15 protein-coding genes and 1 other RNA gene are annotated in these 13,925 nt (G+C 68.3%); 2 read left to right on the top strand and 14 right to left on the bottom strand.

The window, feature by feature from the left end; genetic code table 11:
• Positions 1–94: 94 nt before the first annotated feature.
• The 6 genes from ssrA to ftsE form a co-directional block, all read right to left on the bottom strand.
• Positions 95–462, bottom strand: a transfer-messenger RNA (tmRNA) gene (gene ssrA, locus ACX80U_RS19090).
• Between the two features lie 108 nt (positions 463–570).
• Positions 571–948 (bottom strand): hypothetical protein, encoded by a 378-nt coding sequence (locus ACX80U_RS19085; protein ID WP_133080899.1) that lies wholly within the window; start codon positions 946–948, stop codon positions 571–573.
• Positions 945–1,418, bottom strand: a complete 474-nt coding sequence (gene smpB, locus ACX80U_RS19080; protein WP_133080900.1) for an SsrA-binding protein SmpB — start codon at positions 1,416–1,418, stop codon at positions 945–947. Before smpB ends, ACX80U_RS19085 begins: the two co-directional genes overlap by 4 nt.
• Positions 1,419–1,489: 71 nt before the next feature.
• Entirely contained in the window at positions 1,490–2,998 is a 1,509-nt protein-coding gene (locus ACX80U_RS19075) for a peptidoglycan DD-metalloendopeptidase family protein (protein ID WP_459269534.1), read from the bottom strand.
• A 28-nt stretch (positions 2,999–3,026) separates the two neighbouring features.
• Complete coding sequence (ftsX, locus tag ACX80U_RS19070) at positions 3,027–3,941, bottom strand: permease-like cell division protein FtsX (protein ID WP_459269533.1); 915 nt, start codon at positions 3,939–3,941, stop codon at positions 3,027–3,029.
• Positions 3,938–4,642, bottom strand: coding sequence for a cell division ATP-binding protein FtsE (ftsE, locus tag ACX80U_RS19065; RefSeq protein ID WP_133080903.1), 705 nt, complete (start codon positions 4,640–4,642; stop codon positions 3,938–3,940). Before ftsE ends, ftsX begins: the two co-directional genes overlap by 4 nt.
• 256 nt (positions 4,643–4,898) lie before the next feature.
• Between ftsE and rfbA the strand changes: the two genes are divergently transcribed.
• Positions 4,899–5,789 (top strand): glucose-1-phosphate thymidylyltransferase RfbA, encoded by an 891-nt coding sequence (gene rfbA, locus ACX80U_RS19060; RefSeq protein WP_459269532.1) that lies wholly within the window; start codon positions 4,899–4,901, stop codon positions 5,787–5,789.
• Between the two features lie 96 nt (positions 5,790–5,885).
• Here the strand turns inward: rfbA and prfB are convergent, their stop codons facing one another.
• The 8 genes from prfB to ACX80U_RS19020 form a co-directional block, all read right to left on the bottom strand.
• The gene (gene prfB / locus ACX80U_RS19055) at positions 5,886–7,001 is read right to left on the bottom strand and encodes a peptide chain release factor 2 (RefSeq protein ID WP_459269531.1); all 1,116 of its coding nucleotides are present in this window, start codon (positions 6,999–7,001) and stop codon (positions 5,886–5,888) included.
• An 88-nt stretch (positions 7,002–7,089) separates the two neighbouring features.
• Positions 7,090–7,566, bottom strand: coding sequence for a pilus assembly protein TadG-related protein (locus ACX80U_RS19050; RefSeq protein WP_133080906.1), 477 nt, complete (start codon positions 7,564–7,566; stop codon positions 7,090–7,092).
• The gene (locus ACX80U_RS19045) at positions 7,566–8,093 is read right to left on the bottom strand and encodes a hypothetical protein (protein ID WP_459269530.1); all 528 of its coding nucleotides are present in this window, start codon (positions 8,091–8,093) and stop codon (positions 7,566–7,568) included. Before ACX80U_RS19045 ends, ACX80U_RS19050 begins: the two co-directional genes overlap by 1 nt.
• Positions 8,074–8,472 (bottom strand): TadE family protein, encoded by a 399-nt coding sequence (locus tag ACX80U_RS19040; RefSeq protein ID WP_133080907.1) that lies wholly within the window; start codon positions 8,470–8,472, stop codon positions 8,074–8,076. The genes ACX80U_RS19045 and ACX80U_RS19040 overlap by 20 nt, the downstream gene beginning before the upstream one ends.
• A gap of 20 nt (positions 8,473–8,492) precedes the next feature.
• Entirely contained in the window at positions 8,493–8,708 is a 216-nt protein-coding gene (locus ACX80U_RS19035) for a hypothetical protein (protein ID WP_459269529.1), read from the bottom strand.
• Between the two features lie 30 nt (positions 8,709–8,738).
• Positions 8,739–9,680: a type II secretion system F family protein gene (locus tag ACX80U_RS19030; RefSeq protein WP_244186265.1), complete on the bottom strand. Its 942-nt coding sequence runs from the start codon at positions 9,678–9,680 to the stop codon at positions 8,739–8,741.
• The gene (locus ACX80U_RS19025; protein WP_133080909.1) at positions 9,677–10,534 is read right to left on the bottom strand and encodes a type II secretion system F family protein; all 858 of its coding nucleotides are present in this window, start codon (positions 10,532–10,534) and stop codon (positions 9,677–9,679) included. Before ACX80U_RS19025 ends, ACX80U_RS19030 begins: the two co-directional genes overlap by 4 nt.
• Positions 10,531–11,757, bottom strand: coding sequence for a CpaF family protein (locus ACX80U_RS19020; RefSeq protein ID WP_459269528.1), 1,227 nt, complete (start codon positions 11,755–11,757; stop codon positions 10,531–10,533). Before ACX80U_RS19020 ends, ACX80U_RS19025 begins: the two co-directional genes overlap by 4 nt.
• Positions 11,758–12,073: 316 nt before the next feature.
• Here ACX80U_RS19020 and ACX80U_RS19015 point away from each other — a divergent pair.
• Positions 12,074–13,925 (top strand): hypothetical protein (locus tag ACX80U_RS19015; protein ID WP_459269527.1); only part of this gene is annotated, 1,852 nt, incomplete at its 3' end.

The following is a 13,925-nucleotide window of genomic DNA, read 5'->3' as shown; positions in this document are numbered from 1 at the left end:
GGGGAGCTCCCGCCAAAGGAAACAACAAACCCGAGGGGGTTTTCGCGCGAAAAAAAAAACCCCCCCCTAGGAGAACCGGAGGCCCGCTTCGTGGTGGTGGAGATGGCGGGAATTGAACCCGCGTCCGATGCAGTGTAGTCAGGGCTTCTCCGGGCGCAGTTTGCGTCGGTTTTTCTCGGCTCCAGCCATCGTGCAAACAAGTGGCTGCCAAGCCCAGTTGTATAAGAGTCCCCCCGGTCCCTACAACGAGGACCGGGAGCAGTGGCCCTCTAAATGACGCCAGGATCCGGGGCGAGAGCGAACCCGGTCTGACGGACTAGCTAGGCTGCCTAGGCAGCGAGAGCGAAGTCAGTGCGCGATGATTTGGCACTTATTGTTTTACAAGGAGCGTTTACGAGATAACCCTGTATCCTCGGCCCGCTTCCCCTGTCGCGACTAACATCGTCGAAACCTGTCATCCCCATGTTCAGTTATCAAGTGATCCCTGCGCCGTTCCGCCGATGGCGGAGCGGTTCCTCAAGTCTACCCCACCGCCCGGGTGCGGCTCGGCGCTTCGCCCAGGGAGAACGCCTATCGCACCAGCGTGAGTCCGAGCACGACGACGGGCGACTGCCACAGCCGGACGACGACGAACGCGAGGAGGACGAAGGCGATGCCGAGTGCGGCCAGGGCCGTGGTCGCGGCCTGCTTCCGCCGGAAGCTCCACCAGAAGATCGCCGCGTTGAGCAGGATGAGCACCGGGGAGATCCAGACGAGGACCTGCGCGAAGAAGACGTAGACGAGGAAGACGAACGGGAGGAGGGAGAGGATTCCTGCGGGCACCACGATGAGCAGCAGGAGCAGGTCGACCAGGGCGCCGGCGGTCACCCACCACGGCCGCCTGTACCTCAGCTCCGAGGGCTCGCCTTCCTCGTCGTCGTCCTGCGCCGACCAGAAGACATCACTCACGCGCCCAGGTTCTTCTCACGCATGGCACGCAGCGCCTCGCGGTTGTCCTGCTTCTCGCGCAGGGTCTGGCGCTTGTCGTAGTCACGCTTGCCGCGCGCCACCGCGATCTCGACCTTGGCCCTGCCGTTCAGGAAATAGAGCTGCAGAGGGACCAGGGTGAAGCCGGACTCGCGGATCTTCTGTGAGATCTTGGTGAGTTCCTCGCGGTGCAGGAGGAGTTTCCTCCTCCTGCGCGCGGCATGGTTGGTCCAGCTGCCCTGCGAGTACTCGGAGATGTGGATGCCCTCGAGCCAGAGCTCGTCGCCGTAGAAGATCGCGAAGCCGTCGACGAGGGAGGCGCGCCCCTGGCGCAGCGACTTCACCTCGGTGCCCATGAGTGCGATGCCGGCCTCGTACGTGTCGAGCACGGCGTAGTCGTGGAAGGCCTTCCGATTGGTGGCCACCACTTTCCGGCCACTTTCCTTCGGCACGGCGATACTCCTTCTTGCGGCACTGCTGCGGACGGCGGTCCGCGGGAGGACAGTGCCTTCCATCCTACGACCTAGAGCAGGCCGATCGGATCCACGAGTGTGCCGTTCAGCATCGTCTCGAAGTGCAGGTGGCAGCCCGTCGAATTGCCGGTGGTCCCCGTGTAGCCGATCAGCTGGCCGGCGCTGACGCGCTGGCCCGGCGAGACCAGGAAGCTCGTCAGGTGGTAGAAGTTCGTGGCGAGTGCGTTGCCGCCCACGACGCCGTGATTGAGGACGATCCGGTTGCCTGCGCCCGGCAGGACGTTCGAGTCCGCGTACCAGACCTCGCCGGCGGCGGGGGCGTAGAGCGGCGTCCCGCAGCCCACACCGTAGTCGATCCCCGTGTGCGTGTAGCCGCCCGTGCCGTTGAAGTCGATGGTCCCCACCGGCGTCGGACGCCAGCCGAACCCGGAGGAGATCGGGCCGTTGACCGGGGAGTTCAGGCCGAACGAGCTGGGTGCCGTGGCCACCGGGGCCTGCACCTGCGGGACGACGGGCGCCACCGGGGCGGGCGCAACAGGTGCCGGTGCCGGCCGGTTGGCGGCCTCGGCCTCGGCTGCCAGCCGTGCCGATTCCGCCGCTGCGGCAGCTTCCGCCTCCGCGCGCAGGCGCGCTTCCTCCGCGCGGGCCGCTGCCTCGGCCTCGGCCTTCAGGCGCGCCTCCTCCGCCTTGCGGGCCTCCTCGATCTGGCGGCGCTGCCGCTCGGCGATGTCCGCGTTCACCTGCTGCTGGGCCTGCTCCACGCTCGCCAGCTTCGCCTCGATCACGGGCTTCTGCTCCTGCAGCGTCGCCGACAGGGCGGAGGTGTCCGCCACGAGCTTGTCCACCTTCGCCTTCTCGCCCGCTGCGGCGTCGCGGGCGGACTGCTCGGCGGCGAGCGCCGCGTCGGCCCGGTCCTTGAGCTTCGTGATCTCGGCCTCGACGGCGACCAGGCGGGCCTTGCTGTCGGCGTTGGTCGCGCTCTGCTCGGACAGGCGTTCCATGGCGGCGTTCTGGCTGCGCAGGGCCTGGTCCACCAGATCCATCGACTCGGTGAAGTCCTCGACCCCCTCCGCACCCAGGAGCAGGGACACGTTGGTGGGAATCCCGCCGTTCTTGTAGGCCTCGGTGGCGATCTGGCCGATGACCTCGCGGGTCTCCTCCATCTCCTGCTGGTCGGCGCGGAGTTCCTCGGTGATCTTGTTCCTGGTCTCCTGTGCGAGATCCACGCGGACCGCGAGGGCCTCGACCTCCCCCACCGCGGTCTCGACCTTGCCCTGGGCATCGGCGAGGGACTGCTGCGCCGCCGGCAACTGCCCCTGGTAGGTCTTCAGCGCGCCGATCGTCTCGGCGATGTCGGCGTCCAGGTACTCCATGGACTGCTGGACCTCGGTGATCTCGTTCTCGAGCGCACTCTTGCGGTCGTCGAGTTCGTCCGCGACGACGGGCGTGCTGAATCCGAGCGCGAGCGCGACGACGAGGGCGATCGAGGTGCCTGCGGTACCGCGGACGACGAAGGTCCTCGTGTCCTGCCGGGCCCACCAGGTTCCTGGTGGGCGCACGTGTCCCCTGGCGCTGAGCGGCATACGGTTAGACCTTTACGTATCGTCGGAGGGTGAGCAGGGAGGAGAGTCCTGCGAGGACAGCCCCGAGCAGGATGAGTGCGGGAACCAGGAGCAGTACCTGCTGGGACGAGATGAACGCCGTCTGCGGGAAGGTGTCGACGAGCCAGCCGTCGATCACGAACTTCGACGCTGCCCAGAGCGTCGCCGACGCGAGGACCGCCCCGAGAACGGCGGCGATCACTCCTTCCAGGATGAACGGCAGCTGGATGACGGCCTTCGACGCGCCCACGAGGCGCATGATGCCGGTCTCGCGGCGGCGGCTGAAGGCCGAGAGCCGGATGGTCGTGGCGATCAGCAGGATCGCGCAGAACGTCATGATCCCGGCGATCACGAGCGCGACGACGGACGCCCAGTTCATGTAGCGGAAGATCGCCTCCAGGAAGTCGCGCTGGTCGCTCACGGCATCCACGCCGGGCTCCGAGGAGAAGGCCTCGTCGATGACCTCGTACTTCTCCGCATCCACGAGGCTCACCCGGTAGGACGCGGGCAGCTGGTCGGCGGTCACCGAGTCGACGATCGGCGAATTCGCGAACTGGTCCCGGAAGTGGCCGAGCGCCTCCTCCTGCGACTCGTAGGTGACGGTGTCCACGTACGGCGCGAACTGCTCGGATTCGAGCTTCGCCTGGATCGCCTCGCGCTGCTCGTCGGTGACAGGCCCCGCAGCACAGCTCGTCTCCGAGGAGTTGTCGACGCAGAGGTAGAGGGTGACCTGCACGCGGTCGTACCAGTAACCCTTCATCTGGTTGATCTGCAGCTGGAACAGCCCGGCGGCGCCGACGAAGGTGAGCGAGATGAAGGTCACGAGGATCACGGAGGTGACCATGGACAGGTTGCGGCGGATGCCCGAGCCGATCTCGGACAGGATGAAGGCCAGCCTCATCCGGTCAGTACCCCGGTCTCGCCCACGTAGATGCCCTGGGCGTCGTCGCGCACCACGGATCCGTTGCGGAGTTCGACGACGCGCTTGCGCATCGTGTTGACGATGTCGTCGTCGTGCGTGGCCATGACCACCGTGGTGCCGTTCTGGTTGATCCTGTCGAGGACCTTCATGATGCCCATCGACGTCGTCGGATCCAGGTTGCCGGTGGGCTCGTCGGCCAGCAGGATGCCGGGACGGTTGACGATGGCGCGCGCGATCGCGACGCGCTGCTGCTCGCCACCGGAGAGTTCATGGGGCATGCGGTTGTTCTTGCCCTCGAGGCCGACGGTCGCGAGGACGTCGGGAACGGTCTCGCGGATGACGGCGCGGCTCCTGCCGATGACCTGCATCGCGAAGGCGACGTTGGCGAACACCGTCTTGTTGGGGAGCAGGCGGAAGTCCTGGAAGACGACGCCGATGCCGCGCCGCAGCCGGGGTACGCGCCACGAGGGGATGTTCGCGACGTTCTGGCCGGCCACGTAGACGGCGCCCCTCGACGCCCGGTCCTCCTTGAGGACGAGGCGGATGAAGGTCGACTTGCCGGAGCCCGAGGCGCCCACGAGGAAGACGAACTCGCCGCGGTCGACGTCGAGGGAGACGGCGTCGAGGGCGGGCTGCGACTTGGAGTCGTAGTTCTTCGTGACGTTGTCGAATCTGATCATGATCACTCTGCGCCCATGTGTGCGCCGGGCACGGGCATTTGCTGGGGGAAGGAAGCGCCGGCTTCTCGACTATAACGACGGCGCAACGGAGCGCCCGTCACCCGGGCGGTGTGTCGCGCGCACGGCGCCGGCGCACATCGCGCACCTGATCGCCGGGTGGTCCTGCCGGGCCGGCGGGTGCCGCCGCTGCGGAGCGCGCAGCGACACGAGCCGGCCCTACCCGCACGACCGTCGGGAACTACGCCAGAATGAAGCGATGCGCGGAATTATTTTGGCCGGCGGAACCGGCTCGAGGCTTCATCCGATCACCCTGGGCATCAGCAAGCAGCTCGTGCCGGTGTACGACAAGCCGATGATCTACTACCCGTTGTCGACGCTGCTCCTGGCGGGCATCCGGGACATCCTGATCATCACGACCCCGAGGGATGCCGTGCAGTTCGAGACCCTGCTGGGCGACGGGTCCTGGTGCGGGGCGAACATCACCTACGCGACGCAGCCGGCGCCGGACGGGCTGGCGCAGGCCTTCATCATCGGCGAGGAGCACATCGGGAACGACGACGTCGCCCTGATCCTCGGCGACAACATCTTCTACGGGCCGGGCATGGGCGCCACCCTGGGCCGCTTCGCGGGCATCGACGGCGGAGCGATCTTCGGCTACCACGTGGTCGACCCGCGTCAGTACGGCGTCGTCGAGTTCGACGAGGACTTCAGGGCCCTGTCGCTCGAGGAGAAGCCGTCCGAGCCGCGCAGCAACTACGCGGTGCCCGGCCTCTACTTCTACGACAACGACGTCATCTCCATCGCGAAGGGACTGAAGCCCTCTGCCCGCGGAGAACTGGAGATCACGGACGTCAACCGGAGCTATCTCGATGCGGGACGGCTCAAGGTCGAGGTCCTGCCGCGCGGCACGGCCTGGCTCGACACCGGCACGTTCGACTCGCTGAACGACGCGTCGACGTTCGTACGGACCATCGAGCACCGGCAGGGCCTGAAGATCGGGGTGCCGGAGGAGATCGCCTGGCGACGGGGACTCCTGACCGACGACGAACTGATGGTCCGCGCTGAGAAGCTCCTCAAGAGCGGTTACGGGCAGTACCTGCAGGATCTGGTCCGCCGCGAGGCCCGGGTGGCGACGCCCGCTCCCTAGGTCGGCCGTCCGTCCCGGCTGCGGCGACGCCCGGCTGCACAGCAGGCCGGGTGCGTGCGTCGAGCCGGGTGCGCGTCGGGCCGGGTGTACGTCCGCTCAGGCTTCGTCTTTGCGGTTGTTCGTCCGCCAGCGGATCCCGGCGTCGATGAAGTCGTCGATCTCGCCGTCGAACACCGCCGAGGTGTTGCCCACCTCGTGGTTGGTGCGCAGGTCCTTGACCATCTGGTACGGATTGAGGACGTAGGAGCGCATCTGGTCGCCCCAGGACGCCTTCACGTCGCCCGCGAACGCCTTCTTCTCCGCGTCCTCCTGCTCCTTCTTGAGCAGCAGGAGCCGGGACTGCAGCACGCGCATGGCGGCGGCCCGGTTCTGGATCTGCGACTTCTCGTTCTGCATGGACACCACCGTGCCTGTGGGCAGGTGGGTCAGGCGTACCGCGGAGTCCGTGGTGTTGACGGACTGTCCGCCCGGACCGGAGGAGCGGAAGACGTCGACGCGGATCTCGTTGTCCGGGACCTCGATGACGTCCGTCTGCTCGATCAGCGGGATGACCTCGACGGCCGCGAAGGACGTCTGCCGGCGGCCCTGGTTGTCGAAGGGGCTGATGCGGACGAGGCGGTGCGTCCCGGCCTCGACCGACAGCGTGCCGAACGCGTAGGGGGCCTTGACCTCGAACGTCGCCGACTTCAGGCCGGCCTCCTCGGCGTAGGACGTGTCGAGCACCGAGGTCGGGTAGCCGTGGCGCTCGGCCCAGCGCAGGTACATCCGCAGGAGCATCTCGGCGAAGTCTGCGGCATCCACTCCCCCGGCTCCGGAACGGATGGTGACGACGGCTTCGCGCTCGTCCCACTCGCCGGCGAGGAGCGTCACGATCTCCAGCTGGTCGAGGGACCTGCTCAGCGACACGAGTTCCTTCTCGGCCTCCGCGAGGGTGTCCTCGTCGCTCTCGTCCTGCGCCAGTTCCACGAGGACCTCGAGGTCGTCGATACGGCTCTCCAGGGTCTCGAGGCGCTCCAGGGCGGACTGTCGATGGGACAGCTTGGAGGTCACCTTCTGCGCCGCCGCCGGATCGTCCCAGAGGTCCGGCGCACCGGCTTCCTCGCTCAGTTCATCGATGTCCTTGCGGATCCCCTCGACGTCGGAGACCTGCTCGATGGACTGGTACTTCGCGCGGAAGGCGCGGATCTCTGCGGGAAAATCAGTGGTTGCCATGGTTCTTCCAGCCTACGTCATGCCCCGCGCCGCGACCGCGCTCCACCCTGGCCGGCCGCGTGGGTGCGACGACGCGGTGTGCTGCGCGTCAGCGCGTGAGCTCGGCACGGGCATCGGCCTGGGCGATGATCGGTATCCCGGCCGGAACGAGGAAGTTGACGATCGGCGGACGGACGACGGCGGTGAGCACGACCCTGGCAGTGCGCCCGTCGGCTGCTCCCGTGGCGGGATCGATGCCCAGTTGCTCGAAGCGGGCGTCGGCCCCGGTGGTCGAGAGGTAGCCGGCGGCGGAGTCCTCGACGCCGGAGTCCTGCAGGACCGGGAGCGGCGTCGTCGACGCTCCGACGCGGACGTCGATGCTGTAGTCGTCGGCTGCGGCGAGCGCAGCGCCGTCGGCGGCCGACAGCAGTTTCTTGTGCTCTATATATACGGCGGTCACGGCGAGCACGACGGTGACGACCAGCAGGGAGATCAGCAGGTAGCCGATGACGAGGATCCCGATCTGCCCGTCGTCGGACCGCCCCGCGCCGGGTGCCGGGGTGGCCTCCGGTCTCCGGGCCCGCATCACCCGAACCGCTCCACGATCGAGGTGGATGTCGCGTCCACCGTCGCGGCTGACGGGGAGGACCCCGCGATGGCGGGGACCAACGGAAGGGGGACGTCCAGGCGCACCACGACGGTCACGGTGGAACCCGGCATGAGGCACGCCTCGCTGCAGATGATGTCGACGTCGGCCTGGTCCGCCGTGAAGCCGAAGTCCGAGAACGCGATCCGGACGGCTTCGCGGGCCCTCGCATCCCCTGCCCCTGCGGTCGGTGCATCCGCGTACACCCTCGCGGCCTGGTCGGCGGCACCCACCACGGCGAACGAACCACCCTGCAGCGCGCCCACGGTCAGCACGAGGTACACGACCGGCACCAGTAGCAGGACGCCCAGGAACACGAACTCGACGACGGCGCTGCCGTTCTCCCCCTCGTGCCGGCGCCGGCCCGCCGTCCGGCCACGCGTCGACCCTCCGGGCCAGGCAGCGCTCCGAGTGCCACGCCGGCCCTGAGCAGGGACGATTGCCGGGTCACGACGGAAGGGCGGCATGGCCGCGTACCTCCAGGACTCCGGCCGGCCCGATCAGGCCGATGACCGGCAGGGGCGCCCGGACCACCACCTCGAGGGTGCGGACACCGCTGACGGTGCTCTCCCCGACCGAGATGTCGGACCCGTACGCATCGGCCAGTGAGCCGCGGATCAGCTGCTCGGTGCGCCCCACCGCGTCCTGCGGGTCCCGGTCCGCGAGTGTGCCGTACCGAGCACCCGAGGCGGCCGCGTCGATGAGCGTGTTGCGGACATGGAGCACGAGGGTCAGCTGGATGATGGCGATGAACACGACGGTCAGGAGTCCGCCGACCAGTGCGAAATCGACGACGGCCGCGCCGTGCTCGGTATCCGAGGAATCGCCCGGGTCGTGCCGGGGCATCCTCCGGTGTCGCAGCACCACTAGGGGGAGACCTGGTCGATCACCTGGTTGAACAGCCCCTCCAGCGCGGGACCGGCGATCGCCAGCAGGGCGGCGACGAGGACGGCCGACATCAGGGTGATCATGACCCACCCCGGGACATCCCCCCGCTCGCGATCCTCCGTCGCCCGGAACAGTGCCGCAGTTGCCGCAAGGAACAGCAGGGCGATGCGCGGTGCGCTGGTCAGGATCTTCATGGTGTCCCCTTCGATGGAGTCGTTGGTGGATCAGAAACCGAGATTGATGAGCGCGATCCCCGGATAGACGGCGAACAGGACGGTCAGCGGGAGCACACCGAAGACCAGCGGAACCATCATCGCGATCTCCTTCCTGCCCGCCGATTCCATCAGCTCGCGTTTGGCGAGGTCGCGGACGTCCTGGGCCTGGGCCCGCAGCACGTCGGCCAGCGGCGTACCGCGCTGCACGGCCACGGTGATGCCGTCCACGAATCGCGCGAGCGGGGCCAGGCGCGTCCTGTTGGAGAATTCCTGGAGGGCGTCGACGAGGGGCTTCCCCGCCCGCGTGGCGGCCAGGACGAGGGCGAACTCGCCGGCGAGTTCCCCGGTCGCCGTCCTGCAGATCCGCTCGAGGGCACCCGTCGTGCTCTCGCCCGCCGAGACGGCGAGTGCCATCAGCTCCGCAAGACTGGGGAACTCGGCGAGCATGCGGGTCTCGCGCCGCCTGATGTCGGCCGACAGGACGTGGTCCCTCCCGACGAAGCCCAGCACCGCGCAGCCGAGGACGATGATCACGGCCAGCGGCACATCGGCCGACCCCGACGCCGCGAGGAGGACCATGACGAGCGTCGAACCCGCCAGCCCTCCCGCCGCCCAGAGGAGCTGCTGGGCGCGGAAGTCCGTCGTCGTCTGGCCGCGGCCCGCCTGGGCCAGCCGGCGTGCGAGTGTCGCCGACGCCGGGTTGAAACGGTGGGACCAGGACACGGCGTCCGCCAGCAGTGGGCGGAGGATGCGCTCGAGCGGCCCGAAGGGCGTGACATTCGCCGGGGAATCCGTCAGGAGGCGCGACTGAACATCGACCGCGCGCAGCTGTGGCGCGACGCGTTGCGTCAGGCTCGTCGCCCGCATGACGGGAAGCCGCACGAGGACCAGCCATAAGCCCGTACCGAACACGAGTCCGCAGAGTGCGGCAAGGGCGCTGACGGGATTCACCGGAGGACCCGCTGATCCTCTGGTAGCGCGCCGATCCGGAGCATGATGCGGTAGCAGACGACGGAGACCACGAGTCCGCCGAGCAGGACCACCGCGCCGCCCGCGGAGTTGTACGCCCGGACGGCCTCCGGCCTGGTCGACAGGAGCAGGAGGACGAACCAGGGAGCGGCGACAGCGAGGCGGGCCGCGTTGACGGTCCACGACTGCCGGGCCTCGAGCTCGCTGCGCGTCCGCGCGGCGTCCCGCAGGAATTCGGAGAGGGTGCCGAGCAGCCGGCCGAGGTCCGATCCGCCGACCTCCCGCGTCATCCGCAGCGCCTCGACGATGCGGTCCGCCACCGGATCCGCCAACCGCTCCTTGAGCCGGTTGAGCGCGTCGTCGAACCGCCCTCCTGCCCGGTAGTCCGCCCCGAAGGCCCGGAACGCCGGCCGCAGTTCGAGCGGCCCTTTCTCGCCGAGCTGGATGAGCGCCTCCGGGAGCGACAGCCCTGCGCGGATCGCGGACCGGAGGTGGTCCACCACGTCCGGCCACACCTCGCGCAGTGACGCGGTGCGCTTCGCTGCCCGCCACCGCACGATCGAGAACGGCAGGAACGCGCCGAACAGGGCGAAGCACAGGGCGATCGGCGCGGATCCCGTCAGGATGAAGCCGAGCAGCAGGACGGCGACGCCCACCGCCGCGCAGGACGCGATCAGCCCGTTCGAGGAGACCCGCTCGACGCCGGCACGCAGGAGGAGATCGTCCAGCAGCCGTCGCCGGACCGGGACTGATCGCGCCTCAGCCGGTCGTTCCCAGCAGGACCACCAGACGAGGAAGAGCCCTGCACCGAGGGCGACCCCCAGCGCCGTGCTCATGCGTTGGTTCCGAGCAGCGACGACACATCGACTCCCGCGGCGGCGAACTTCTCCTCCGCCGGCATGCCGCTGGCCGTCAGTTCCAGAATCCCGTCGACCCGCCGGAAGACATGGGAGGACTCGATGACACCGTTCTCGACGCGTCGGCCCAGGGCCATGATTTCCGTGACTCGGCGCCGACCATCCGTCAGCCGCGCGCAGTGCACCACGAGATCGATGCAGGAGGCCACGGTCGGCACCACGAAACTGCTCGAGATGTTCTCACCGGCGAGGAGCGGCAGCGTGCAGATCTTCGTGACCGCGTCATGGGCGCTGTTGGCGTGGACGCTGCACATCCCCGGCAGGCCGCTGTTCAGCGCGATCAGCATGTCCAGGCACTCCGCCTCCCGGACCTCGCCGACGACCAGCCGGTCCGGCCGCATCCTCAGTGCCTCTTTCACGAGGCGGCGCAGGGGGATCTCACCGTGGCCCTCGAGATTGGGTTGCCTGCATTGCAGGCCGACCACGTCGCGCAGGGGCAATCGCAGTTCGAAGATCTCCTCGACCGTGATGACCCTCTCCCGGGGGCCGATCGACGCACCGAGGCAGTTCAGCATCGTCGTCTTCCCTGCCTGGGTCGCCCCGGACACGAGGATGTTGAGGCCGCTCGCGACGGCCGCTCCGAGGAACCGCGACGCCTGTGGGGACAGGGTGCCCAATTCCACCAGGTGCTCCAGCCGGGAGGCCCGGGCGATGAACTTCCGGATGTTCACGGACCAGTGCTTGCGGGTGACGTCGGGGATCACGACATGCAGCCGTGACCCATCGGGGAGGGAGGCGTCCACGAAGGGCGAGGACAGATCCAGGCGACGGCCGCTCGACTTCAGCATCTTCTCGACGAGGTCCCGCACCTGCTGCTCGCTCAGCGACAGCGCCGTGAGTTCGGATTCCCCGTTCCGCGCGACATACACCTCCGACGGCGCATTGATCCAGATCTCCTCGACCGTGGGATCGTCCAGGAAAGGCTGCAGGGCGCCGAACCCGGCGACGGCGTCGTAGATCTGCTTGCGTGCGGCATCGAGCCGGCCCAACGGTGGGAGGAACCCCAGGACCGAGCGTTCCTCGTAATCGGCGACGGCATCGCGGACCAGGAGCTGCACCTCGTCGACCTGGCGGGAGGGATCCAGCCCACGCCTCCGGATGAGCTCCCGCACCTCGCCCTCGACCACGTGCACAGCATCCATGGATATCCCCCGCGTACCTTCGCGCCGCCGTTGGCGTGATGGTCGAGCCCGGTCGGCTCCTGCTGCGAATCACCCTACTCAAGGCGGCCCCGCCCGACTAGACGGTGCGGCAGATGTGCATAACCGCAGTTTCCCGCCTCTACAGCGTGCGGGAGCCTGCAACCGCACGACACGCCCAGTGGAATTACCACGGAACGCGCAGGTTTTACCGAGGATTCTGGTTTCACATCCGAAACCCCCGTCACAGTCGTAACAGCTATGTAAGTCTTCTCGGGATTCAATCGCTGGCTGACGCCCGGATTTTGCTGGAGAACCCGTGACCCTGCCCTCCCCCGCTCGACTCCTGTGTGCCGCCCTCCTGTCCCTCGGTCTCATGGGCAGCGCGGTCCCCGCAGTAGCAACAGACGCCGTAACGGCCCCGACCCCTTCCGCGACCGCCGCCCCGGCTGTCCCGGCCGCCCCTCGAATCGCGACCGGCCCGGCGAGTGCGCCTGCCGCACCGACGGTGACGACCGCACCCGTCGCGCCGGCGCCCACCGTCGACAGCGGGACGAAAGCCGCCACGACGCCGGCTCCCACAGTTCCCGCCCCGGCTCCGACAGTCCCCGCCCCGGCGTCGGCTGCGACCGCCGAAGCGCCCGCCGCAGCCCAGGACGAGGTCACGTCCTTCGTCCCGGACCTCACGTGGAACCCGCTCGAGGACCCGGATTCGAACGCCCGGTACGGCGAGCACTTCGCCCAGCCGGTCAGCCCGATGAAGTCGGCGTCGCCCCTGGGCCTCGACGGCAGCGCCGGGTCTGCAGCGATCGCACCGCGCAGCGGCGACTTCAAGGTCACGCTCGTCACCGTGCAACTGTCGGGGAAGACAGTTGCCGATACCGACGCGATCAACATGACGGCGGCCCGCAACTCGATCACGAGCGCGAACGCCTACTGGAATTCAGCCTCCGCCGGACGCCTGTCGATGACGAAGGTGAGCGAGTACCGGCACAAGTCGGCGGCGCGGATCACCGACTCCTACGGGACGATCATGGCGACCGTGACGAGGGAACTGAACTGGCAGTACCGGCCCTACGAGTCCCTCGTGATCTTCGTCCCCCATGCCGACCTCAACTACAACGGCTCCTGGGGCATCCTGGGCGGCGGCTTCACCGACAGCTCCACCAGCGGCCGCGTGATCATGCCCTACCCGTCGGCGCTCACCAACAACGTCGTGACCCACGAGTTCGGCCACGTCCTCGGCCTGCACCACGCCAACTCGCTGGCCTGCCCGGGCGGACGGCTCGACGCGGAACGCACCGGATCGTCCTGGGGCGATTCGGGCTGCTGGTCGTCCGAGTACAGCGACATGTCCGACATGATGGGCTACGCCCAGGTCAGCTCCCCGATGATCAATGCCTTCCTCTGGGAGTACGGCGGCTTCGGGTCCGGTTCGGAGATCCGCAACATCGGGACGCCGTCGGAGCGGAAGCAGTACACCCTGAAGCCCTGGAGCGGCAGCGAGACGCAGCGGGCGCTGAAGTTCGTGGACCCGAAGAGCAAGGAGGTGTACTACCTCGAGCTCCGCGTGCCCCTCGGTTACGACAGGACCTCTGCCGTGGGCGGCAACCAGGGCGTGAAGATCACCAAGCAGGACGTCCTCGGCTGGGCCGGCAACGCATCGGTGGTCCTCACCCCCAACAGCGGCCTGTACGGCTACTCGAACCGTGCCCTGACGTGGAAGGCGGGACAGACGTTCACCACCCACACGGGGACACGCGTGGAGATCACCTCGATGTCGGTCCCCACGACCGACCCGGGCGCTGCAAGCGCCGTCGTGACGATCACTCCCCCGAATTCGACTCCGTCGCCGGCGGCGGCGGCTATCTCGGCGGTTGTCGCGTCCTCGTCCGGGCTCGGGGAGGTGCGCTCCGGTGTCGTGTGTGATCTGACCGGTGGAGGGTGCTACCAGGGGTTCGCCAATGGCGCGGTCATCTGGTCCAGTGCAACGGGTGCTGTCATCTCCCTGAACGGGCCGCTGCGCACCGCATGGCTGGCAGCCGGCGGCGAAGGCGGAACCCTGGGCTACCCCACCGCGGCACAGGTCTGCGGGATCCGCGACAACGGGTGCTACCAGTCCTTCCAGAAGGGCGAGGTGTTCTGGTCCAAGGCCTCCGGAGCCGCGATCA

The organism is Arthrobacter sp. TmT3-37 (assembly GCF_054510835.1).
This window is presented reverse-complemented; position numbering and strand designations above follow the sequence as displayed.